The organism is Pantoea sp. SYBGC1, from assembly GCF_057197005.1.
The window spans coordinates 141,621-165,147 of sequence record NZ_JBXUNM010000006.1; the positions used below are offsets into that span (position 1 = coordinate 141,621).

The 23,527-nt window shown below is 58.0% G+C and carries 20 protein-coding genes and 4 tRNA genes; 20 read left to right on the top strand and 4 right to left on the bottom strand.

The window, feature by feature from the left end:
* The first annotated feature begins 4 nt into the window (after positions 1-4).
* The 11 genes from rfbA (at position 5) to AC2CF9_RS12370 (ending at position 7,730) form a co-directional block, all read left to right on the top strand.
* Positions 5-886: a glucose-1-phosphate thymidylyltransferase RfbA gene (gene rfbA, locus AC2CF9_RS12320; RefSeq protein WP_484557156.1), complete on the top strand. Its 882-nt coding sequence runs from the start codon at positions 5-7 to the stop codon at positions 884-886.
* Entirely contained in the window at positions 864-1,562 is a 699-nt protein-coding gene (gene rffC, locus AC2CF9_RS12325; protein WP_150017866.1) for a dTDP-4-amino-4,6-dideoxy-D-galactose acyltransferase, read from the top strand. The genes rfbA and rffC overlap by 23 nt, the downstream gene beginning before the upstream one ends.
* Entirely contained in the window at positions 1,559-2,689 is a 1,131-nt protein-coding gene (gene rffA, locus AC2CF9_RS12330; protein WP_071668217.1) for a dTDP-4-amino-4,6-dideoxygalactose transaminase, read from the top strand. Before rffC ends, rffA begins: the two co-directional genes overlap by 4 nt.
* Positions 2,689-3,942: a lipid III flippase WzxE gene (gene wzxE / locus AC2CF9_RS12335; RefSeq protein WP_484557137.1), complete on the top strand. Its 1,254-nt coding sequence runs from the start codon at positions 2,689-2,691 to the stop codon at positions 3,940-3,942. Before rffA ends, wzxE begins: the two co-directional genes overlap by 1 nt.
* Positions 3,939-5,009 (top strand): TDP-N-acetylfucosamine:lipid II N-acetylfucosaminyltransferase, encoded by a 1,071-nt coding sequence (gene wecF / locus AC2CF9_RS12340; RefSeq protein ID WP_484557138.1) that lies wholly within the window; start codon positions 3,939-3,941, stop codon positions 5,007-5,009. Before wzxE ends, wecF begins: the two co-directional genes overlap by 4 nt.
* The gene (gene wzyE / locus AC2CF9_RS12345) at positions 5,006-6,349 is read left to right on the top strand and encodes an ECA oligosaccharide polymerase (RefSeq protein WP_108570104.1); all 1,344 of its coding nucleotides are present in this window, start codon (positions 5,006-5,008) and stop codon (positions 6,347-6,349) included. The genes wecF and wzyE overlap by 4 nt, the downstream gene beginning before the upstream one ends.
* 27 nt (positions 6,350-6,376) lie before the next feature.
* Entirely contained in the window at positions 6,377-7,111 is a 735-nt protein-coding gene (wecG, locus tag AC2CF9_RS12350) for a lipopolysaccharide N-acetylmannosaminouronosyltransferase (RefSeq protein WP_150017870.1), read from the top strand.
* Between the two features lie 158 nt (positions 7,112-7,269).
* Positions 7,270-7,346 (top strand) — tRNA-Arg (locus AC2CF9_RS12355).
* 90 nt (positions 7,347-7,436) lie between these two features.
* Positions 7,437-7,512: transfer RNA gene (locus AC2CF9_RS12360), tRNA-His, on the top strand.
* A 16-nt stretch (positions 7,513-7,528) separates the two neighbouring features.
* Positions 7,529-7,615: transfer RNA gene (locus AC2CF9_RS12365), tRNA-Leu, on the top strand.
* Positions 7,616-7,653: 38 nt separating this feature from the next.
* Positions 7,654-7,730 (top strand) — tRNA-Pro (locus AC2CF9_RS12370).
* Between the two features lie 1,199 nt (positions 7,731-8,929).
* Here AC2CF9_RS12370 and hemY read toward each other — a convergent pair.
* Genes hemY through hemC form a run of 4 tightly spaced genes read right to left on the bottom strand, consistent with a single transcriptional unit; the run spans position 8,930 to position 12,961 of the window.
* Positions 8,930-10,126 (bottom strand): protoheme IX biogenesis protein HemY, encoded by a 1,197-nt coding sequence (gene hemY / locus AC2CF9_RS12375; protein WP_484557139.1) that lies wholly within the window; start codon positions 10,124-10,126, stop codon positions 8,930-8,932.
* Between the two features lie 2 nt (positions 10,127-10,128).
* A complete protein-coding gene (hemX, locus tag AC2CF9_RS12380) occupies positions 10,129-11,259 on the bottom strand; it encodes a uroporphyrinogen-III C-methyltransferase (RefSeq protein ID WP_484557140.1) in 1,131 nt (376 codons plus the stop codon).
* Between the two features lie 23 nt (positions 11,260-11,282).
* On the bottom strand, positions 11,283-12,023 hold the full coding sequence (gene hemD, locus AC2CF9_RS12385) for a uroporphyrinogen-III synthase (protein WP_484557141.1): 741 nt from the start codon (positions 12,021-12,023) through the stop codon (positions 11,283-11,285).
* Complete coding sequence (gene hemC, locus AC2CF9_RS12390) at positions 12,020-12,961, bottom strand: hydroxymethylbilane synthase (RefSeq protein WP_039385678.1); 942 nt, start codon at positions 12,959-12,961, stop codon at positions 12,020-12,022. The genes hemD and hemC overlap by 4 nt, the downstream gene beginning before the upstream one ends.
* A gap of 308 nt (positions 12,962-13,269) precedes the next feature.
* Here hemC and AC2CF9_RS12395 point away from each other — a divergent pair, with 308 nt between their 5' ends.
* The 9 genes from AC2CF9_RS12395 (at position 13,270) to corA (ending at position 22,909) form a co-directional block, all read left to right on the top strand.
* Entirely contained in the window at positions 13,270-15,828 is a 2,559-nt protein-coding gene (locus AC2CF9_RS12395; RefSeq protein ID WP_484557142.1) for a class I adenylate cyclase, read from the top strand.
* 112 nt (positions 15,829-15,940) lie between these two features.
* Complete coding sequence (gene lptM, locus AC2CF9_RS12400) at positions 15,941-16,144, top strand: LPS translocon maturation chaperone LptM (protein ID WP_039381747.1); 204 nt, start codon at positions 15,941-15,943, stop codon at positions 16,142-16,144.
* 29 nt (positions 16,145-16,173) lie between these two features.
* Positions 16,174-16,998, top strand: a complete 825-nt coding sequence (gene dapF / locus AC2CF9_RS12405) for a diaminopimelate epimerase (protein ID WP_150017874.1) — start codon at positions 16,174-16,176, stop codon at positions 16,996-16,998.
* On the top strand, positions 16,995-17,699 hold the full coding sequence (locus tag AC2CF9_RS12410) for a DUF484 domain-containing protein (protein ID WP_150017875.1): 705 nt from the start codon (positions 16,995-16,997) through the stop codon (positions 17,697-17,699). The genes dapF and AC2CF9_RS12410 overlap by 4 nt, the downstream gene beginning before the upstream one ends.
* The gene (xerC, locus tag AC2CF9_RS12415) at positions 17,696-18,598 is read left to right on the top strand and encodes a tyrosine recombinase XerC (protein ID WP_150017876.1); all 903 of its coding nucleotides are present in this window, start codon (positions 17,696-17,698) and stop codon (positions 18,596-18,598) included. The genes AC2CF9_RS12410 and xerC overlap by 4 nt, the downstream gene beginning before the upstream one ends.
* Positions 18,595-19,311 carry a 5-amino-6-(5-phospho-D-ribitylamino)uracil phosphatase YigB gene (yigB, locus tag AC2CF9_RS12420; protein ID WP_484557143.1) on the top strand — a complete coding sequence of 239 codons (717 nt, stop codon included), beginning with the start codon at positions 18,595-18,597 and terminating at the stop codon, positions 19,309-19,311. Before xerC ends, yigB begins: the two co-directional genes overlap by 4 nt.
* A 166-nt stretch (positions 19,312-19,477) precedes the next feature.
* On the top strand, positions 19,478-21,640 hold the full coding sequence (uvrD, locus tag AC2CF9_RS12425) for a DNA helicase II (protein ID WP_150017878.1): 2,163 nt from the start codon (positions 19,478-19,480) through the stop codon (positions 21,638-21,640).
* 75 nt (positions 21,641-21,715) lie between these two features.
* A complete protein-coding gene (ysgD, locus tag AC2CF9_RS12430) occupies positions 21,716-21,769 on the top strand; it encodes a YsgD/CorL family protein (RefSeq protein ID WP_349919670.1) in 54 nt (17 codons plus the stop codon).
* 186 nt (positions 21,770-21,955) lie between these two features.
* Positions 21,956-22,909 carry a magnesium/cobalt transporter CorA gene (corA, locus tag AC2CF9_RS12435; protein WP_039381760.1) on the top strand — a complete coding sequence of 318 codons (954 nt, stop codon included), beginning with the start codon at positions 21,956-21,958 and terminating at the stop codon, positions 22,907-22,909.
* Positions 22,910-23,527: the final 618 nt, after the last annotated feature.

A 23,527-nucleotide genomic window follows, 5' to 3' on the forward strand; every position in this document is an offset into this window, starting at 1 on the left:
AATGATGAAAGGTATTATTCTGGCGGGTGGTTCAGGCACGCGCCTGCATCCGATTACCCGCGCAATTTCCAAGCAGCTGCTGCCGGTGTATGACAAGCCGATGATCTATTATCCCCTTTCAGTGCTGATGCTGGCAGGCATCCGCGATGTGTTAATCATTACCACGCCTGAGGACCGGGCGCACTTTGAGCGACTGCTGGGGGATGGCAGTGAGTTTGGTGTCCGGCTCTCCTATGCTGAACAGCCAAGCCCGGATGGACTGGCGCAGGCGTTTATTATTGGTGAATCGTTTATTGGTGACGACCACTGCTGTCTGGTGCTGGGCGACAATCTCTACTTTGGTCAGGGTTTTAGTCCGAAGCTGAAAAAAGTGGCTGCCCGGACGGAAGGGGCGACGCTCTTCGCTTACCAGGTGATGGATCCCGAGCGGTTCGGCGTGGTGGAATTTGATGAGGCGTTTAATGCGCTTTCAATCGAAGAGAAGCCGGCGCAGCCAAAATCGCGCTGGGCGGTGACCGGACTCTACTTTTACGATCGCCGCGTGGTGGAGTTTGCCAAGCGCGTCCAGCCCTCGGCGCGCGGTGAGCTGGAAATTACGGCGATTAACCAGATGTACCTGGAGGCGGGCTCACTCTCTGTTGAGCTGCTGGGGCGCGGGTTCGCCTGGCTGGATACCGGCACGCATGACAGCCTGGTTGAGGCCAGCGTCTTTGTGCAGACGGTAGAAAAGCGGCAGGGATTCAAGATAGCCTGCCTGGAAGAGATTGCCTGGCGCAACGGCTGGCTGAGCGATGCTCAGCTACAGGCGGCAGGCGAGGCGTTAACCAAAACCGGCTACGGCCGGTATCTGCTGGATATTTTACATGCCCGTCCGCGTCAGTATTGATCCCCTTGAGTGGGAGAGTGAGTTCTTTCATCAGCCCACGGCGCGCCTGACGCTGCAGGGTGAGCTGACGTTGCCGCAGGCGCTGCAGCAGGCGACGGGACTGCTGCAGATAAAAGTTCCGGCAGAGCAGACTGCGGCGATTGATGCGGTCTGCCAGCACGGCTTTCAGCTGGTTGAGGGAGAAGCCGATCTGACGTTACCGCTGACGCAGACGGCGCGTCAGCCCGGCATACGAATTGCGCGTGAGGCGCAAATCCCGGCGCTGCGTGCCGCCGCCGCAGAAGCCTTCAGCCAGAGCCGGTTTCGTGCCCCGTGGTTTGACGCGGCCGACAGCGGCCGGTTTTATGCGCAGTGGATTGAAAACGCGGTGCGCGGCACCTTTGATCACCAGTGCCTGATCGCCTGCGATGAACAGGGCAGCCTGCAGGGCTTTGTCTCCCTGCGTGAAGTGAACGGCGATGTGCGTATCGGACTGCTGGCGGTGCTGCCTGACGCCCGGTCGCAGGGAACCGGCCAGCGTCTGCTGCTGGCTGCGGCTGACTGGGGCCGGGTGCGCCAGCTGGCGCAGCTGCGCGTTGCCACGCAGCTCAGCAATCTTGCAGCGATGCGCCTCTATTTACGCTGCGGTGCCCGGCTGGAAAGCACCGCCTACTGGTTTTACAGGAAAGCATCATGATCCCTTTTAACGCGCCCCCTGTGGTGGGCACTGAAACAGACTATATGCAGTCGGCGATGGCCAGCGGCAAGCTGTGCGGTGACGGCGGCTTTACCCGCCGCTGCCAGCAGTGGATGGAGCAGCATTTTGGCAGTAAAAAAGTGCTGCTGACGCCCTCCTGCACCGCCTCGCTGGAGATGGCCGCGCTGCTGATCAACATCGAGCCCGGTGATGAAGTGATCATGCCGAGCTATACCTTTGTCTCCACCGCAAACGCGTTTGTGCTGCGCGGTGCCACCATTGTCTTTGTTGACGTGCGCCCGGATACGATGAACATCGATGAGACACTGATTGAGGCTGCGATCACGCCGAAAACGCGCGCTATCGTACCGGTACACTATGCGGGCGTGGCGTGTGAAATGGACACTATTATGGCGCTGGCCGCAAAGCATCAGCTTTATGTCATCGAAGATGCTGCACAGGGCGTCATGTCACAGTATAAAGGCCGCGCGCTTGGCACCATCGGGCACATCGGCTGCTTTAGCTTTCACGAAACGAAAAATTACACCGCCGGAGGTGAAGGCGGCGCGACGCTGATAAATGATGCGGCGCTCACCGAGCGTGCTGAAATTATCCGGGAAAAAGGCACCAACCGCAGTCAGTTTTTCCGTGGTCAGGTGGATAAATATACCTGGCGCGATATCGGCTCAAGCTACCTGATGGCCGATCTGCAGGCAGCCTATCTCTGGGCGCAGCTGGAAGCGGCACAGACCATTAATCAGCAGCGACTGCGACTGTGGCAGCGCTACTACGATGCGCTGCAGCCGCTGGCGGCTCAGGGGCGGATCGCGCTGCCGGCAGTGCCGGATAGCTGCCGTCATAACGCGCATATGTTCTATCTGAAACTGCGCGACAGCGACGATCGCGAAGCGCTGATACGCTGGATGAAAGAAGCGGAAATCCTCACGGTATTTCACTATATCCCGCTGCATACGTCGCCTGCCGGTGAGCGGTTTGGCCGCTTCCACGGTGAAGATCGCGTCACCACGCGCGACAGCGAGCGCCTGCTGCGCCTGCCGCTGTTCTATAACCTGTCAGATAACAATCAGCGTACCGTGATTAGCTCTCTGCTGAGCTACTTTGCCTGATGTCGCTGGCAAAAGCATCGGTCTGGACCGCGGCCTCCACGCTGGTAAAAATTGCGGCTGGCCTGCTGGTGATAAAGCTGCTGGCGCTGAGTTTCGGTCCGGAAGGCGTCGGGCAGGCGGGTAACTTCCGGCAGCTGATCACCGTGCTCGGCGTACTGGCCGGCGCAGGCATTTTTAATGGCGTGACCGCCAGCGTGGCGCAGCTGCAGCATGAACCTGCACAGCTGCGGGCGCTGACCGGCACGGCCTCTGCGATGGTGCTGGGCTTCTCGGCGCTGCTGGCCGCCGGTCTGCTGCTGGGCGCGGCACCGGTCAGCCGGGTGCTGTTTGGGCATGAGCACTACCAGAGCGTGGTGCGCATCGTGGCGTTTCTGCAGTTTGGCATCGCCTGGGCAAACCTGGCGCTGGCGCTGCTGAAAGGCTTTCGCGATGCGCGCGGCAATGCGCTGGCGCTGATAACCGGCAGCCTGACAGGCGTGGCCGGTTATATTATTTGCTGGTGGCTGGGCGGTTATCAGGGAGCGCTGGCGGGACTGGCGCTGGTTCCGACGCTGCTGGTAGTACCGGCGCTGATTATGCTGCGGCGACATCGTGCGGTGCTGCCGCTGCGCTGGCTCAGGCCGGTATGGCAGCCGGAACGGGCACGCAATCTGGCAAAGTATACGCTGATGGCGCTGATGACGTCGATCACGCTGCCGGTTGCGTGGGTGATGATGCGTAATCTGCTGGCGGAACAGCAGGGCTGGGCGCAGGTGGGATTATGGCAGGGCGTGACGACGATCTCTGACGCCTATCTGCAGTTTATTACCGCCACTTTCAGCGTCTGGCTGCTGCCGACGCTGGCACGCCTGGAGGATAAGCAGCAGATTGCGCGGGAGATAGGCCGCGCGCTGCGGTTTGTACTGCCGGCGGTGGCGGCCGCCAGTTTCGCTGTCTGGCTGCTGCGCGACATGGCGATCTGGCTGCTGTTTTCTCCGCAGTTTAGCGGCATGCGCGATCTTTTTATCTGGCAGTTATGTGGCGATCTCTTTAAAGTCGGCGCCTATGTTTTCGGATATCTGGTGATCGCCAAAGCGTCGCTGCGCTTCTATATTCTCACCGAGATCAGCCAGTTTGCTTTGCTGACGCTGTTTTCGCGCTGGCTGATCCCGCTTCACGGCGCGGCTGGCGCAGCGCAGGCGTATATGGCGACCTATATACTCTATTTTGCCCTTTGCTGTGGCGCTTTCCTGATTTATTGCCGGACAAAATGACGTTATTTCATGTGCTGGGATCTGATATCCCGCATCACAATCAGACGGTGCTGCGTTTCTTTAATGACGTGATGGGCACTGAATTGCCTGCCGCCGCGCCGCGCCGCTTTATGGTGGTTGCTGCGCCTGGCTCGCTGCCCGCCTGTAGCCAGCTGCAGATCGAAACTTTCACCACTAAAGCCGCGCTGGCGCAGGCGGTGATAGCGCGTGCCGCCGATCGCTCTCAGCGCTTTTTCTTTCACGGACAGTTTAACCCGCGTATCTGGCTGGCGCTGCTCAGTGGAAAGATCCGCCGTCATCAGGCGTTCTGGCATGTCTGGGGGGCTGACCTGTATGAAGAGGGCGCCGGGCTGAAATATCGTCTGTTCTATCTGCTGCGACGCATCGCACAGGGGCGTGTGGCTCAGGTATTTGCTACGCGCGGCGATCTCTTTTTTTATCAGCAGCGGCATCCGCAGGTGCCGGCGTCACTGCTCTATTTTCCGACGCGCATGCCTGATATTGCGCTGCCGTCAGCCACAGTATCGGAGGGTGCGCTGACGATCCTGCTGGGTAACTCCGGCGATCGCAGCAACCGGCACGTTGAAGGATTACAGGCGATACGCCGGCAGTTTGGCGAGCAGGTCAGCGTGCTGGTCCCGCTTGGCTACCCGGCCAACAACTATGCCTATATCGATGAGATCGATGCGGCGGCGCAGCGTCTGTTTCCGGCCGGGCAGGTTACGCTGATCCGCGACAGGCTCGATTTTCCAGCCTACCTGCAGCTGCTCAGACGCTGCCAGCTTGGCTATTTTATGTTTGAGCGGCAGCAAGGGATTGGCACGCTCTGTTTGCTGATTCAGGCTAACATTCCCTTTGTGCTGAACCGTAAAAATCCGTTCTGGCGCGATCTCAGCGAGCAGGGTGTTCCGGTGCTGTTCAGCTGTGATGAACTTGATGCCAGCCGCATTGCGGAAGCGCAGCGCCAGCTGACGGCGTGTGACAAGCCGGCCATCGCTTTTTTTGCGCCGGGCTATCTTGCCGGCTGGCGCCATGCGCTCAGCCTGAGTGAAGGAAGTGCATCATGAGTCTGCTGCAGTTTAGTGGTCTGCTGGTGGTTTATCTCTGCTCGCTGGGCTTTATCCTGACGCTCACCTGGCGTGAGTTCAGGCGCGTGCGCTTTAACTTTCATCTCTTCTTTACGCTGCTGTTTCTGCTGACCTTCTACTTTGGTTTTCCGCTGACCAGCATACTGGTGTTCCGCTTTGATGTGGCCGTGGTACCGCCAGCCTTTCTGCTGCAGGCGCTGCTGGCAGCCACCAGCTTCTACGCTATTTATTACGTCAGTTATAAAGTCCGGCTGCGACCAGCCAGTGCCGCGCCGCGCAAGCCGTGGCTGGTTATGGATCGGGTGGAGACGCATCTCACCTGCCTGCTGCTGGCGCTGGTGGCGATTGGCACGGTGACCGTGTTTTTCATGCATAACGGGCTGCTGCTGTTCCGGCTCTCCGCCTATAACCAGATTTTCTCGAGTGAGGTTTCTGGCGTGGCGCTCAAGCGCTTCTTCTATTTCTTTATTCCGGCGATGCTAATCCGCTATTTTCTGCATCCGACACAGCGGCAGTGGCTGCTGTTTCTGCTGGTGACGGTGGCGTTTGGCTTGCTGACCTATGCGCTGGTGGGCGGTACGCGCGCAAACATCATCATCGCTTTTGCGCTGTTTCTGTTCATCGGTATTACGCGCGGCTGGATCACGCTCTGGATGCTGGCAGGGGCAGGCGCGATGGCGATCTGCGGTATGTTCTGGCTGGCGCTGCGGCGCTACAACCTGGATGTGGCCGGGGCAGAGGCCTTTTATACGTTTCTCTACCTGACGCGGGATACGTTCTCGCCGTGGGAGAACCTGGCGCTGCTGCTGCAGAACTATGACAAAATCGACTTTCAGGGGCTGGCGCCGCTCTGGCGCGACTTTTATGTCTTTATTCCGGGCTGGCTGTGGCCCGATCGCCCCTCTGCGATCCTGAACAGCGCTAACTACTTTACCTGGGAAGTGCTGAATAACCACTCCGGCCTGGCCATTTCGCCGACGCTGATCGGTTCGCTGCTGATCATGGGTGGCGTGCTGTTTATTCCACTGGGTGCGGTCGCGGTGGGTCTCCTGATGAAAGGCTTTGACGCGCTTTATACGCAGGGACGTGACAGCGACAACCGCTATAGCGGCGCGGTGCTGCAGAGTTTCTGTTTCGGCGCGGTGTTTAACATGATCGTTCTCGCTCGCGAGGGGCTGGACGCATTCGGCTCGCGCGTGGTGTTTTTCTGCATCATTTTTGCCGCCTGTACAGGCCTGGCAAAGCTGCTCAGCTGGCTGCTGGCGCGCGCAGGGCTTATTCGTCCGCGTCGTGTTCAGGCGCTGCGCGGTTCCTCCTGATCACCGGGCAAACGGAAGATGAAAACCATGAAGACCACTGAGCCGCATTACGCGATACGCGGCGTTGATCTGCACGCGTTTAACGATATGGAGAGCTTTGTCAGCTTTCTGCTGCCTGACAATACGCCCCGTTGCGGTACGCTGATTGCCATCAATGCTGAAAAGATGCTGACGCTGGAAGAAGATGCGCAGCTGCGCGCTCTGATTAGCGAAGCTGAGTTTAAATATCCGGATGGCATCAGTATTGTCCGCTCGCTGCGCAAAAAGTATCCGCAGCTGCAGGTTAGTCGCATTGCCGGTGCCGATCTGTGGGAGGCGCTGATGGAGCGCGCCGGACGCACCGGGATCCCGGTATTTTTAATTGGCGGCCGCGAGCAGGTACTGCAGGAGACCTGCGACAAACTGCAGCGTCAGTGGAACGTAAATATTGTTGGCAGCCAGAACGGCTATTTTGCCCCGGCTGACCGCGAGGCGCTGTTTGCACGTATCGCTGCGAGCGGCGCAAAAATCGTTACCGTAGCGCAGGGCTCACCACGTCAGGAGCTTCTGATGCGTGACTGCCGCCAGCACTGGCCCGACGCACTCTATATGGGGGTGGGCGGCACGTATGATGTTTTCACCGGCAACGTTACCCGTGCACCACGTCTCTGGCAGCGTCTGGGGCTGGAGTGGCTCTATCGGCTGATCCGGCAGCCTTCACGCTGGCGCCGGCAGTTAAAGCTGCTGAAATATTTGCGCTACCACTGGCGGGGCGATCTCTGAGGCTGCTGATTAATCCAGCGATTTTTTAGCTTATAAGCATGAAATTGCGCTATTTATCGACGGAATGCACAAAGCATAACCAAACGCGTTTTTTTCTTTAAAAAGCACTGGACAGGGTGAAGCCAAATACGTAGTATGCCCATCCGCAACGGCGCTACGCGCCCGTAGCTCAGCTGGATAGAGCGCTGCCCTCCGGAGGCAGAGGTCTCAGGTTCGAATCCTGTCGGGCGCGCCATTTTCTTTCAGGCGCAAGAGCTTCGGTGGTTTGTTTTAACCGCGTTATGCAGTGAATAGTAAGCGTGACAGCTTACGCACCAGAATTATGGTGGCTATAGCTCAGTTGGTAGAGCCCTGGATTGTGATTCCAGTTGTCGTGGGTTCGAGTCCCATTAGCCACCCCAGATTTTGCTGGGACATGCGAAGGTGGCGGAATTGGTAGACGCGCTAGCTTCAGGTGTTAGTGTTCTTACGGACGTGAGGGTTCAAGTCCCTCTCTTCGCACCAGGCAGAATTTTAGTAACAGAAGTAAAGAAGTAAAAAATCGGCGAGTAGCGCAGCTTGGTAGCGCAACTGGTTTGGGACCAGTGGGTCGGAGGTTCGAATCCTCTCTCGCCGACCATATTCGAAAAGCCTGCTTGAAAAAGCAGGCTTTTTTCGTTTGCGTGTAATCTGTGGCCAGGGCCGCATAAATGCGACCCCTACAGAAAACACGCGACACGATCTGCGAACCCTGAAAATACGCGATACGATCTGCGGCCTCCACAAAACCGTAAGGGCGCCATTTATGGCGCCCTGGTTAAAGACGGATTTGATACGTAATCACGTAACCCGTGATAGGGTCTGCGGCCCCAAAAAACCGCAGGGGCGCCATTTATGGCGCCCTGGTTAAAGGCGGATTCGATACGTAATGACGTAACCCGCGATACGATCGCGGCCCCAAAAAACCGCAGGGGCGCCATTTATGGCGCCCTGGTTAAAGGCGGATGCGATACGTAATGACGTAACCTGCGATACGATCTGCGGCCCCAAAAAACCGTAGGGGCGCCATTTATGGCGCCCTGGTTAAAGGCGGGTGCGATACGTAATGACGTAACCCGCGATACGATCTGCGGCCAGGGTCGCATAAATGCGACCCCTACAATTTCGCAGGGGCGCCATTTATGGCGCCCTGGTTAAAGGCGGATTTGATACGTAACCACGTAACCCGTGATAGGGTCTGCGGCCCCTACGATCTGCGGCCAGGGTCGCATAAATGCGACCCCTACGATTTCGCAGGGGCGCCATTTATGGCGCCCTGGTTTGAACCCGCAATGCGACCCCTGCAGTTATTGTCGTATTTTTGCGACAAATAACTAATTGATAATATTATCTTTATTCCGCAAGAGATCTGTTTGTCGTGGTTTTGCGACAGAAATGACCGCAGTGGCATACTGCCTGCGGCATCCCGCTTTTCAGATAGAAGAACAGCAGCGTTAACTTCCTGAACCCTAAAAGCTTTTTAAGAAAAATGCCATTTTGGCACATCTTGTGCAATACTTCCTGTCGTAGATGCTCATTCCACCTCTTATGTCCGCCCTGGCGACATAAACCTGGGAATGATGCAGAGCCCCTTACGGTATCCGTTGTCCAGCCTGGCAGTAACGCTGTGCGCTACTGTAGTTAGACGGACATTACGTTGAGTCGGATACCATCAGTTGTCTTACGACCTGATCTTACACCTGCTTCTGGCAGGTGTTTTTTTATCTTTTTGCGGCGGGATGGCACGGTTCAGGCAAAAAAAAGCCGGGACAAGCCCGGCAGACAAACAACAAGCATAAATCAGGTTGCCGGATTGTTCTTCAGCGTCATCAGCAGACCCTCGCGGCGCATGCTGGCCGCATCCTCCGGACGCTGCAGGCGATCGTAGACGTCCGCCAGCCAGGCATAGTCAAACGCATCAGGACGCTGCGCCAGCGCCTGTTCAAACGCATCGGCGGCCTGCTGCCATTCGCCGTGGCGCATCAGCAGCTGCCCCAGCGTACTGTGCAGCAGCGGCGTTGCGCCATGCTGTTTGATCTGCTGACGCAGCGCTTTCTCCAGCGCATCAGGGTTGCCGCTTTTAATGCGCGGCATCAGCAGCACCAGCCGATCGTCATACTGCTTTTTCAGACCGTCCAGCACGATATCCTGAGCCGTGTCGGGATCGTTGCACTCGATCAGATGCTCACTCATGGCGACCTGCAGCGCAGTCTCCTGACGCGTCTTGCGGCTCTGACTCTGCCACCAGCGCTTCAGGCCCTCACTACCCTGATCGGCCATCGCCTGATTCATCAGGCCCAGCCACGCCTGCTGCTGCAGCGCATGACGCTGCGCATCATCGTTAACTTTGGCTTTTTGCATCGCGGGCAGAATATCCAGCAGGGCACTCCAGGCACCGGTGCGAATATAGGCCTGCTCCGCCAGACGCAGCACCTCCGGATGGCGCGGCGCAACCTCCAGCAGACGGTCGACACCGTGACGCGCCGCATGATCTTCATTGCGCGCCAGCTGCAGCCGGACCCGGGTGATCTCTACCGGGATAGTATTGTTATCTGCCAGTTCAGAGGCGCGTTCCAGATGCTGATTAGCGCGGATTTCGTCGCCGCGCTGCTGTGCCGCTTCGGCCGCAAGCAGATAGTTTGCTACCGGCTGATCGGCGTGATCGGCATTCTTCGCCAGCAGCTTCTCGGCCTGCTGATAGTCACCTTCAGCCAGCTTCATCAGCGCATGCTGCGTGTGACGCTGCGCGCTGCGACGTTTGCGGCCGGTGAACCAGCCGCGCGTACGGACGCCGGTGCGGAACAGACGGCGCAGGATCCATTCTGCCAGCAGAATCACCAGCAGGCTCAGGATCAGGATAATCCCCAGCCCCGTCACGCTGGTCTCAATATTCCAGTTATCCGTCTGGATCAGCACATAACCCTGATGCCCGGCGACCATCGGGCCCAGCACGACGCCAGCCAGCAACAGCAGGAAAAGTACCAGTACTTTTAGCATGGTCAGCCTCCCTGTTGTTCAGCCGCAACCGATGGCTGCGCCAGCAGATTGCGCACGCGCGTTTGCATCAGTTTTTCCAGCAGCGGCTGACTCTCCAGCGAATCCGGCACGTCCATTGAGATAGTCTGCTGGCTCAGCTCATCCAGCTGTGCAAGAAACGCCCGGGTCGCCGCATCGTTAGTGTCATACCAGGCGCGTACCCAGCTCGATACCGCATCCAGCGACTGCTTATAGATCTCCTCCTGATGACGCGGCACCGCCTGCGCAGCAACCAGCAGACGGGAGCGGATATTCTCACGCAGATAGACGTCCTGATTAGGCGCCAGAAGCGGCTGAGCGGTATTATCGCGGCGGCGGATGGTAATGAAATCATCCATAAAGTTATGCCAGCTCTTCACCAGATTCTGCCGCCATTCGTGCAGCGAGCCGGAGAGTTCGCCACCGTCGCTATCCATTGGCGCATCGTCGTTATCGTTGTCCGCCAGGCGCAGATTGTCTACACCATTAGAGAGCTGATTCAGTTTAAGAATAATGCCGTCGTAGTCGACCTGGCTGACGGCCGAAAGTGAGCTGATATCCTGCGTCAGCGCCCGGCGGACATTGGTCATGCTGGGATCGTTCATCTCAGCCAGACTGGTATCGGCACTTTTCAGCAGAGCAGCGGCCGTGGTGACATCCTGATCGCTCCAGAGTTTGCGGCCCGCCAGTTTGACCAGATAGTCAGCCTGTGCCAGCAGCCAGGTGCGGGTATCATTACCGGAAATAGTGGCGACTTTTTCGCGCAGCGTCTCCAGCTCTTTTGCACTGTTATCCTGCTTAGTGCGCGCTTCCTGCAGGGCAGTGCCCGCGTCAGTCAGCTGCTGCGTCAGCTGGCGTTTGTCGCTGCCAAGCTGCTGCTGCAGCGCGCTGAGCTGCTCACTGAGCTGCTGGTTAGTCTGAGCCTGTACATCGGCCTGATGTTTCCCGTTGAGGTAAAGGCCTGCGCCAATCGCCAGCGCAATCACAATTGCCACGGCGCTTAATACCCGGCCATCGCGCTGTTTTTTGCGTGGTGGCTGGTTTTCTGGCGTCGGGGAAGTGTCCGCTGGGGTAGTTTCTTCAACCATGGCGGAGGAAGCTTTGTGTTCCGTCATTGTGGCTCATCCCATTGTTAAGTTCAGCGTAACGCACGCAGCAGCGCGTCGTTATCGGCACCATCGGCTACGTCTATCTCCTGCCAGCCCGCTTCAGCGGCCTGGGTAGCCAAACGTTCACTGACGACCACCAGTCGACAGTGCAGTAACCACTCCCGCCGATCGATTGGCGGAAACAGTGCATGGAGTTGTTTTAACATTTCACCGCTGGTTACCACCAGCGTGGTGATCCCGCGGTCGCGCCAGCGCCGGCCCTCAATAGCGCCGTCGTAGTGCTTCTCATTGCGCTGATAGCACTCACAGTATTGCACTTCTGCGCCACGTTCGATGAGAGTTTCAGCTAATAATTCCCGACCGGGACTGCCGCGCAGGATCAGCGCGCGCTTGCCGCTGACCTGCTGCAGGCGCTGCAGGCGAACCAGCTCTTCGCTGATCTCCCGCGCATGAGGATAGTCTACTTTGAGATTTGTGACGGTATGCAGCGCCAGCGCGGTTGAGCGGCCAATCGCATAGTAGTCAGCGGCAGCGGGCCAGGCTGTCTGGCTGTGCTGCAGCGCCGGATGGGCGAAATTCACTACCTGCTGTGACAGCAGAAACACCAGATCGCCTGGCCGCAGCGCCGTCAGCTGTTGCGGTAACTGTGCTAAATCGCGACCCGGCGTAAATTCAATTAGCGGAAACGCCCACGCCAGCTTGCCCAGGCTGCGCAGGCGCGCAACCAGCTCGCTGGCAGCCGGTTCCGGACGGGTCACAAGGATAGTCATACCGGTGGCTGCCCCTGATAAACCTCATGCAGAATTTCGCGCGCGCCTTTATTCAGCAGCTCTTCAGCCAGCGAAATGCCCATCTGCTCCGCCTGCTCACGCGGGCCACGGCGCTCACCGGTTACCATCTGGCTGCCGTCGGGCGCACCGACCAGACCGCGCAGCCAGAGCTGGTCATCTTCCAGTACGGCAAAACTGCCGATCGGCACCTGACATCCACCCTCAAGCCGGGTATTCATGGCGCGCTCAGCCCGTACGCACACTGCTGTTTCACTGTGGTTCAGCGCCTGCAGCAGCGTGATTAATGCGCTGTCATCAAGCCGGCACTCAATGCCTACGGCACCCTGTCCCACGGCGGGCAGTGAAAGCTCTGCAGGCAGCGCCTGACGAATGCGATCTTCCAGCCCAAGGCGTTTCAGACCGGCAGCGGCCAGAATAATGGCATCATATTCACCCGCATCAAGCTTGCCGAGACGGGTGCCGACATTGCCGCGCAGCGAACGGATAACCAGGTCAGGCCGGCGTGCGCTCAGTTGACACTGGCGGCGCAGGCTGGAGGTGCCGACTACGGCACCCTGAGGCAGCTCATCGATAGCGTTATAGTGATTAGAGACAAAGGCGTCGCGTGGATCTTCACGTTCGCAGATAGTCACCAGACCCAGGCCTTCCGGAAAGTTAACCGGCACATCTTTCATGGAATGCACCGCCAGATCGGCGCGATTCTCCAGCATGGCCTGTTCCAGTTCTTTTACGAACAAACCCTTGCCGCCCACTTTTGCCAGCGGGGTATCGAGAATAACATCGCCTTTGGTCACCATCGGCACCAGCTCTACCTGCAGGCCCGGATGGGCTGCCATCAGGCGCTGCTGAACATATTGTGCCTGCCAGAGTGCGAGAGGACTTTGACGGGTAGCAATTCTGAAAATTTTGTTTAACATACCGTTAACCATTTTGATCGTTCATCGATTATCCTATCATCGATAGGGGAATGCTGTCAGTTTCAACGGATTGAAAAGGCCGCACTATTCATCTGTGGCTCGCCACACCTCAGCAGGCGTGGCGCAAAAAAAGCGGGTTGCTCTGTGGCAGATGCTAAACTGTCATGTAGCGCAACTTTCTTTACGGTCAATCCTTCTGGTGTTAGATTGATCACGTTTCCAGCAATAATTTGCCTGCATACCTCATTATTAAAATGGCAGACGCTGGAAGCAGGGTGCTTAACACTGGGACAATCAGGCGAAACGTCTTGTACCTCTACATTGAGACACTTAAACAGAGACTGGATGCGATTAACCAGCTGCGTGTAGATCGCGCGCTGGCTGCCATGGGGCCTGCTTTCCAGCACGTCTACAGTCTGCTGCCAACATTATTGCACTATCATCATCCTCTGATGCCGGGTTACCTCGAAGGTAACGTTCCACACGGCGTCTGCTTCTTCACGCCTGATGAACAGCAACAGCAGCTGCTGCATACCGTCACCGGCAAAGCGGCGGCAGACCTGACGCCAGCGGCCGGGGGCGAACGGCCAATTACCGCTATCTACTCAATGGGCAGCACCTCGTCAGTCGGACAGAACAGCGCATCCGATCTGGATATCTGGGTCTGCCACCACTCCTGGCTTGATAACGAAGAGCGTCTGGCCCTGCAGCGTAAGTGTACGCTGTTACAGAAGTGGTGTGTGTCAATGGGTGTGGAAGTCAGCTTTTTCCTGATTGATGAAAACCGTTTTCGCCATAACGAGAGCGGCAGCCTCGGCGGTGAGGATTGCGGATCGACCCAGCATATTTTGCTGCTCGATGAGTTCTACCGTACGGCAGTGCGCATGGCGGGTAAGCGTATTCTGTGGAATATGGTGCCGAATGAGGAAGAGCATCACTATGACGATTACGTCATGTCGCTCTATTCACAGGGCGTACTGACCCCAAACGAATGGCTCGATTTAGGCGGCCTCGGTACGCTCTCGGCAGAAGAGTATTTTGGCGCCAGCCTGTGGCAGCTCTATAAAAGTATCGATTCCCCCTATAAAGCGGTGCTGAAAACGCTGCTGCTGGAAGCGTACAGCTGGGAGTATCCCAATACACAGCTGCTGGCGATGGATATCAGACAGCGCCTGCATGAAGGTGAGATCGTCAGTTTCGGGCTGGATCCCTACTGCATGATGCTGGAGCGGGTTACGCGCTATCTGACCAGTGTGGAAGATCACGCCCGCCTCGACCTGGTGCGGCGCTGTTTCTATCTGAAAGTGTGCGAGAAGCTTTCCGGAGACGATCAGCACGCCCGCAACGGCTGGCGGCGCGAAATCCTGCTGCAGCTGGTAAAAGCCTGGGGCTGGGACGATGAGAAACTCGCCGTTCTGGATAATCGGGCGGAGTGGAAGATCGAGCGCGTGCGCGAGGCGCATAATGAGTTGCTGGATGCGATGATGCAGAGCTATCGTAATCTGATCCGCTTTGCGCGCCGGAACAATTTAAGCGTCAGTGCCAGCCCGCAGGATATCGGCGTACTGACGCGTAAACTATATGCCGCTTTTGAAGCGCTGCCGGGTAAAGTCACGCTGGTTAACCCGCAAATATCCCCCGATCTGTCAGAAGAGAATTTGACCTTTATCCACGTGCCCGCCGGGCGCGCGAACCGGCCTGGCTGGTATCTCTATAATCAGTCGCCGGATATGAGTTCGATTATCAGCCATCAGCCGCTGGAATATAACCGCTACCTGAACAAGCTGGTGGCGTGGGCATGGTTCAACGGATTACTGACGCAGAAAACGCGTCTGCACATTAAAGGTAACGAGCTGTGCGACCTGGCGCGTCTGCAGGAGCTGGTCAGCGATGTCTCCGGCCACTTTCCGCTGCGCCTGCCGGCGCCTACGCCAAAAGCGCTCTACAGCCCGTGCGAAATCCGCCATCTGGCGATCATTGTCAATCTTGAGCACGATCCCACCGCGGCATTCCGCAACCAGGTGGTGCACTTTGATTTCCGCAAGCTGGATGTCTTCAGCTTTGGTCAGCAGCAGCAGTGTCTGATTGGCAGCGTCGATCTGCTCTACCGCAACTCATGGAATGAAGTACGCACCCTGCATTTCAGCGGTGAACAGGCGATGATTGACGCGCTGAAAACCATTCTGGGCAAGATGCATCAGGATGCGGCGCCGCCCGATACGGTTGAGGTATTTTGCTACAGTCAGCATCTGCGTGGCCTGATCCGCACGCGGGTACAGCAGCTGGTATCTGAGTGCATTGAGCTGCGCCTGTCGAGTACGCGGCAGGAGCCGGGCCGCTTTAAAGCGATTCGCGTTGCAGGACAGACGTGGGGACTCTTCTTTGAACGCATGAGCGTCTCGGTGCAGAAGCTGGAAAACGCGGTAGAGTTTTACGGCGCAATTTCCAATAACAAGCTGCATGGATTATCGATCAAGGTCGAATCGAATCAGACTCCGCTGCCGCCGGTGGTAAACGGCTACGCCAGCGAAGGCATTATTCAGTTCTTTTTTGAAGACACCAGCGACGATCGCGGATTCAATATCTATATTCTCGATGAAAGTAATCGTGTGGAGATTTACCACCACTGCGAAGGCAGCAAAGAGGAGCTGGTGCGCGACGTCAGCCGTTTCTACTCCTCGTCACACGATCGCTTTACCTACGGCTCAAGCTTTATCAATTTCAATCTGCCGCAGTTTTATCAAATCGTGAACACCGGCGACCGTTTTCAGGTGATCCCGTTCCGCAGTCAGACCCTGACGCAGCTCTGTTCGACCCCACCGGATAACGACAACGCCGATTTTATGCCGCGTTATCAGGTGCACTGATCGCGGGTTTTCAGCCAGCCTGCGCGGCCACTCTGTCCGATATTTCCTGTTGCTTTTACACCATCAGCTGCGATGATAAGCAGCTGAGAATTGGACAATATGAGCAGATAAAATGAGACGAGTCATAAGCCAGTTGGGCATGGCGCTGATGCTGGTCAGCCTGGCAGGCTGCGGCCTGAAAGGCCCGTTATACTTCCCGCCCGCGGATAAGCCGCAGCAGAACGACAAGCCGACAGAACAGCAGCAGCAGGCCGCTCAGCAGGCGGATACCGGGGGCCTGGTCACCGGCAGCTCATCAGGCGTACAGTCAAACTAAATTCAATGAGTAATCCGGCGGAGCAGAAAATGCAGTTCTCGAAAATGCACGGTCTCGGCAACGACTTTATGGTCGTGGATGCAGTGACACAAAACGTCTTTTTTTCGCCGGAATTGATTCGCCGCCTGGCGGATCGGCATCTGGGGATCGGCTTTGATCAGCTGCTGATCGTAGAACCACCCTACGATCCGGATCTCGACTTTCACTATCGCATATTTAACGCTGACGGCAGTGAAGTGGCGCAGTGTGGCAACGGCGCGCGCTGTTTCGCCCGCTTTGTGCGCCTCAAAGGGCTGACCAATAAAAATGATATTCGCGTCAGTACCCAAACCGGACGTATGGTGCTGAGCGTGACCAGCGATGAGCTGGTGCGGGTCAATATGGGCGAGCCTGACTTTGATCCGCAGCGCGTGCCGCTGCGCGCTAACAAGGCGGAGAATCTCTATCTGCAGCGCGTCGCTGAGCAGACCGTAATGTTTGGTGCCGTCTCAATGGGTAATCCGCACTGCGTGATTCAGGTTGAGAGCGTGACAACTGCAGCCGTTGAGACGCTGGGGCCAGCGCTGGAGAGTCACGAGCGCTTCCCGGAACGCGTTAACGTCGGCTTTATGGAAGTGGTCAGCCGTGAGCACGTACGCCTGCGCGTTTATGAGCGCGGAGCCGGCGAAACGCAGGCGTGCGGCAGCGGCGCCTGTGCAGCCGTAGCCTGTGGTATTCAGCAGGGGCTGCTGGCAGAAAAAGTGCGTGTCGACCTGCCAGGCGGCACGCTGCATATCGCCTGGAAGGGGGCCGGACAGCCACTATATATGACCGGACCCGCCACCCACGTTTATGACGGATTTATCCATTTATGAAATACCCGGAAGAGCAGACTGACAGCGCGGTGCAGCTCAACGATCGCGCCGTCAGCGCTTATCTGCAGCAGAACCCCGATTTTTTTATCCGCAACGCACGTCAGGTTGAACAGATGGCGGTGCCGCACGCGGTGCGCGGCAGCGTCTCGCTGGTAGAGTGGCATATGGCGCGCCAGCGCAACCACATCCGTCAACTGGAAGAGGAGATCACGCTGCTGATGGAGCAGGCCAACGCCAATCATCAGCTCTTCGATCGCCTGCTGGCGCTGCAGGGACATCTCGCCGCCGCTGACAGCCTGCAGGAGATGCTGAACCGCCTGCAGCGCTGGGCGCGCGAGCTGGGTCTGGCGGGCGCCAATGTGCGGCTGTTCAGCGATCAATGGCGCCTCGGCGCACCCTCTGATTTTATCCAGCTGGGTCTGGCGCGACAGGCGTTTGAGCCGCTGCGTATTCAGCGTTTTGGTCAGCAGCAGCACTATCTTGGCAGCCTGAACGGACCGGAGCTTTTGCTGCTGCTGCCGCAGGCGAAAGCCGTCGGCTCGGTTGCAATGTCGCTGCTGGGCGAGCGGGGTGAAGCGGGCGTCATAATCTTCAGCAGCCGCGACAATCAGCACTATCAGGCTGGCATGGGGACACTCTTACTGCAGCACCTGGCCCAGATGCTGCCGGCGCTGCTGGCGCGCTGGATCGAGCGCGTATGAGTACGCTGCTGCCCGCCGTCGACGCCTTTCTGCGCTATCTGCAGGTAGAACGCCAGCTCAGTCCACTGACGCAAAAAAACTATCGTCGCCAGCTGCTGGCGCTTGTGGCGCTCGCGGAGAGCATGCAGTTAACCGAATGGTCGAAGCTGGAGCCGGCGCAGGTGCGCAGCCTGGCGGCGCGCAGCCGGCGCGATGGCCTGCAGGCGAGCAGTCTGGCGCTGCGTATGTCTGCCCTGCGCAGCTTTCTTGACTGGCAGGTCAGCCAGGGCATGCTGAGCGCAAATCCGGCGAAAGGTATCGCCACGCCGCGTAACGCCCGCCATCTGCCAAAGAATATGGACGTGGATGAAGTCACGCAGCTGCTGGAGATTGACCTTAATGACCCGCTGGCGGTGCGCGATCGCGCGATGCTTGAAACCATGTATGGCGGCGGCCTGCGTCTCAGCGAGCTGGTCGGGATCAACTGCCGCGATCTTGATGCGGAGTCGGGTGAAGTCCAGGTGCTGGGTAAAGGCAGTAAAGAGCGGCGCGTGCCGGTTGGCGCAACGGCGGTGACCTGGCTGCAGCACTGGCTGGCGCTGCGCGACAGTTTTGCTCCGCAGGATGATGCGCTGTTTGTCTCTTCGCGCGGCAGCCGGATTTCTGCGCGCAACGTGCAGAAGCGGTTTGCCGAGTGGGGCATCAGGCAGGGCGTGGCCAGCCATATTCATCCGCATAAGCTGCGCCACTCTTTTGCCACCCACCTGCTGGAGTCAAGTGGCGACTTGCGTGCGGTACAGGAGCTGCTCGGGCATGCCAATCTCTCGACCACACAGATCTACACCCATCTCGATTTCCAGCATCTGGCCTCGGTCTACGATGCCGCGCATCCGCGTGCCAAACGAGGAAAATCAGAATGAAGTTTTACCGCTCCCTGCATCCGGTTAAGGCGCTGACCTTCGATCTGGATGATACGCTGTATGACAACCGCCCGGTGATCCGCAAGACCGCGCAGGAGACGCATGCGGCGCTGCAGGCGTTTCACCCGGCGCTGCGTGAATTCACGCCGGCCGATTATCAGCAGCTGCGTGATGAGCTGCTGGTGCGCGAGCCCGATATTTATCACGACGTCTCAGAGTGGCGCCGCCGTTCAGTGGAACTGGCGTTGCTGAATATTGGCCTGCCGGCAGCCGACGCTGCCGCGGGCGCAGGAGAGGTGATGCGCACCTTTCACCACTGGCGCAGTCAGGTTGTGATGCCGGAAGAGACGCACCAGACGCTGCGCTGGCTCGGCGAGCGCGTGCCGCTGGTGGCGATCACCAACGGCAATGCCGATCCGGAAAAGCTCGGCATTCAGCACTACTTTCAGTTTACGCTGCGCGCCGGTCCGCACGGTCGCGCCAAGCCGTGGCAGGATATGTATCATCTCGCGGCGGAGCGGCTGGCTATTGCGCCGGAGGCGATCCTGCACGTTGGCGATGACCTGACCACCGATGTTGCAGGCGCGCTGCGCGCCGGCCTGCAGGCGTGCTGGATCAATCTGAACAGCGGCAATCTGATGCAGATTGATGACGCCCGTCTGCTGCCGCACGTTGAAATTCATCGGTTGGCATCCCTGACCTCACTGCTATAATGGCTGTAAATTTATCCAGTCGTATCCTCCGGCGCACGGCTTTACGGGCTGTGCCGGTTCACTCTGGCGACTTACCTGCGTAAGCGCGCGACCATTCAGAGATCTGCAGCATCGCTGCAGGACGAATGACTCAGGGTACGCAACTCTATTCTTTAAAACGGTGCTTATGGACGTTTCTGATCTGCTCGACGGCTTGAATGACAAACAGCGTGAGGCGGTTGCCGCACCGCGCAGCAATCTGCTGGTGCTGGCCGGAGCAGGCAGCGGCAAAACCCGTGTGCTGGTGCACCGCATCGCCTGGCTGCTGTCGGTGGAGAACTGCTCGCCATACTCCATCATGGCGGTCACCTTCACCAATAAAGCGGCGGCTGAGATGCGTCATCGTATCGATCAGCTGATTGGCAGCGGGCAGGGCGGCATGTGGATTGGCACATTCCATGGCCTGGCGCATCGCCTGCTGCGGGCGCACCACCTGGACGCCGGACTGCCGCAGGATTTTCAGATCCTCGACAGCGAAGATCAGCTGCGGCTGCTGAAGCGTCTGATTAAGTCAATGAATCTGGATGAGAAGCAGTGGCCGGCGCGGCAGGGCATGTGGTACATCAACGGCAAGAAAGATGAGGGTCTGCGGCCAAAACATATCGAAAGCTACAACAATCCGGTTGAGCAGACGTGGCTGCGTATTTATCAGGCCTATCAGGAGGCGTGCGATCGCGCGGGCCTGGTCGATTTTGCCGAGCTGCTGCTGCGTGCGCATGAGCTGTGGCTGCATAAGCCACAGATCCTGAATCACTACCGCGAGCGCTTTAGCAATATTTTGGTCGATGAGTTTCAGGACACCAACAACATTCAGTATGCGTGGATCCGCATGCTGGCGGGCGACAGCAGCCGGGTAATTATTGTCGGCGATGACGATCAGTCCATCTACGGCTGGCGCGGCGCGCAGGTCGAAAATATCCAGCGCTTCCTGCAGGACTTTCCCGGTGCGGAAACGATCCGCCTTGAGCAGAACTATCGCTCCACTAACCATATCCTGAAGTCCGCCAACGCCCTGATCGCCAACAACAGCGGACGGCTCGGAAAAGAGCTCTGGACCGACGGCAGCGATGGCGAAAAAATTTCAATCTACTGTGCGTTTAACGAGCTGGATGAAGCGCGCTTTGTGGTTAACCGCATCAAAACCTGGCATGAGAACGGTAATGCGCTGCAGGATTGCGCGATTCTCTATCGCAGTAACGCCCAGTCGCGCGTGCTGGAAGAGGCGCTGCTGCAGGCCAGCATGCCATACCGTATTTATGGCGGTATGCGCTTCTTTGAACGTCAGGAGATCAAAGATGCGCTCGCCTATCTGCGCCTGATTGCCAACCGTAACGACGACGCCGCGTTTGAGCGCGTGGTCAATACGCCGACGCGCGGCGTGGGCGATCGGACGCTTGATGTGGTGCGTCAGACGGCGCGCGAAAAACAGCTTACGCTGTGGCAGGCCACGCGGGAACTGCTGCAGAATCGCGCCCTGGCAGGCCGGGCGGCGTCGGCACTGCAGCGCTTCTGCGAACTGGTTGATGCGCTGGCGCATGAAACCGCAGAGATGCCGCTGCATGTGCAGACCGATCGCGTGATTAAAGACTCCGGCCTGTGGCTGATGTATGAGCAGGAAAAAGGCGAAAAAGGCCAGGCGCGTATTGAGAACTTAGAGGAGCTGGTCACGGCCACCCGCCAGTTCAGCTATCAGGATGAAGATGAAGATCTGATGCCGCTGCAGGCGTTTTTATCGCACGCCGCGCTGGAAGCGGGCGAAGGTCAGGCGGATAAATGGCAGGATGCCGTACAGCTGATGACGCTGCACTCGGCAAAAGGGCTGGAGTTTACGCAGGTCTTTATTGTTGGCATGGAAGAGGGCATGTTCCCGAGCCAGATGTCGCTGGATGAGGGCGGGCGTCTGGAGGAGGAGCGGCGGCTGGCCTATGTTGGCGTCACCCGGGCGATGGTCAAGCTGACGCTCACCTACGCCGAGACGCGGCGGCTTTACGGCAAGGAAGTCTATCATCGTCCGTCGCGCTTTATTGGCGAACTGCCGGAAGAGTGCGTGGAGGAAGTGCGCCTGCGCGCCAGCGTCAGCCGTCCGGTCAGCCATCAGCGCATGGGCACGCCCACCAGCAAAAGCGACAGCGGCTTTACCCTGGGTCAGCGGGTGCGCCACGCGAAGTTTGGCGAAGGCACCATTATTAATCTGGAAGGCAGCGGCGAGCACAGTCGCCTGCAGGTCGCCTTTCAGGGGCAGGGCATTAAGTGGCTGGTCGCCGCGTATGCGCGGCTGGAGGCGATGTAGCGCGGCTGCGCTACCTTGACGACTTTTTCGTCTCAGCGTAACATGCGCGCACTATTATCATGAGAGGACAATGCCTTGGACGCGCCCAGTCGATGCTGGCTCAACATCCTGTTTAGCAGGAATATCTAAGGCTACCTCTTTACGCAGGTAGCCTGAAAGGTTATCCGCGACCTCCTTTGCTTATCCGTCGCATGAGTCAGCACTGATCACACCCTGAAGCGAAAGTTTCCGCGTTAAGGCTTTGCCGTGTCCGTTACGTTTCGGACGTGACGGGCACCGCCCTGTCCCATTTGGTCTGCAATGGGGAGTATTGCTATGCTGAGCGCATTTAAACTTGAGCGCGATCGCCTGACGCGCATCGAGCTGGAAGACAACAACGATAAACTCAACACGTCGGTATGGGTCGATCTCATCGAGCCGGATGACAGCGAGCGCGAGCGCGTGCAGTCAGAGCTGGGACAGAGCCTGGCAACGCGTCCGGAACTGGAAGATATTGAAGCCTCGGCGCGCTTCTTTGAAGATGAAGATGGCCTGCATATCCACTCATTCTTTTTCTTTGAAGATGCTGAAGATCACGCCGGCAACTCCACCGTGGCCTTTACAATCCGCGAAGATCGCCTCTATACGCTGCGCGAGCGCGAGCTGCCAGCCTTTCGCCTTTACCGCATGCGCGCCCGTAATCAGCAGCTGACTGACGGTAACGCCTATGAGCTGCTGCTGGATCTGTTCGAGACCAAGATTGAGCAGCTGGCGGATGAGATTGAAAATATCTATAGCGCGCTGGAGAAGTTGAGCCGCGTGATTATGGAAGGTCAGCAGGGTGAAGAGTATGACGAGGCGCTGTCGCGTCTCGCCGAGCTGGAAGATATCGGCTGGAAAGTCCGTCTCTGCCTGATGGATACGCAGCGTGCGCTCAACTTTCTCGTGCGTAAGGCGCGCCTGCCGGGTAACCAGCTGGAGCAGGCGCGCGAAATCCTGCGCGATATCGAATCGCTGCTGCCGCACAATGAATCCCTGTTCCAGAAGGTCAACTTTCTGATGCAGGCGGCGATGGGCTTTATCAATATCGAACAGAACCGCATCATCAAGATCTTCTCAGTGGTCTCGGTGGTGTTCCTGCCGCCAACGCTGGTGGCCTCCAGCTATGGTATGAACTTTGAGTTTATGCCTGAGCTAAAATGGAGCTTCGGCTATCCTGGCGCAATCTGCCTGATGATGCTGGCGGGCCTGGCACCTTATCTCTATTTCAAACGTAAAAACTGGCTGTGATCGCAGGGCGCCATTCATGGCGCCCTGGTTGAATACCGTATCCGTCTGATGCCAGGGGCGCATAAATGCGCCCCCTACGTTCTGTAGGGGCGCCATTCATGGCGCCCTGGTTGAATACCGTATCCGTCTGATGCCAGGGGCGCATAAATGCGCCCCTACATTTTTGTAGGGGCGCGATTCATGGCGCCCTGGTTGAATATCGCATCCGTCTGACGCCAGGGGCGCATAAATGCGCCCCCTACGTTCTGTAGGGGCGCCATTCATGGCGCCCCGGTTGAATACCGCACCCGTCTGACGCCAGGGGCGCATAAATGCGCCCCCTACATTCTGTAGGGGCGCCATTCATGGCGGCGCCCCGGTTGAATATCGCACCCGTCTGATGCCAGGGGCGCATAAATGCGCCCCCTACGTTCCTGTAGGGGCGCCATTCATGGCGCCCTGGCCGAATATCGCACCCGTCTGATGACGCCATTCATGGCGCCCTGGTTGAATACCGCATCCGTCTGACGCCAGGGGCGCATAAATGCGCCCCCTACGTTCCTGTAGGGGCGCCATTCATGGCGCCCTGGCCGAATATCGCACCCGTCTGATGACGCCATTCATGGCGCCCTGGTTGAA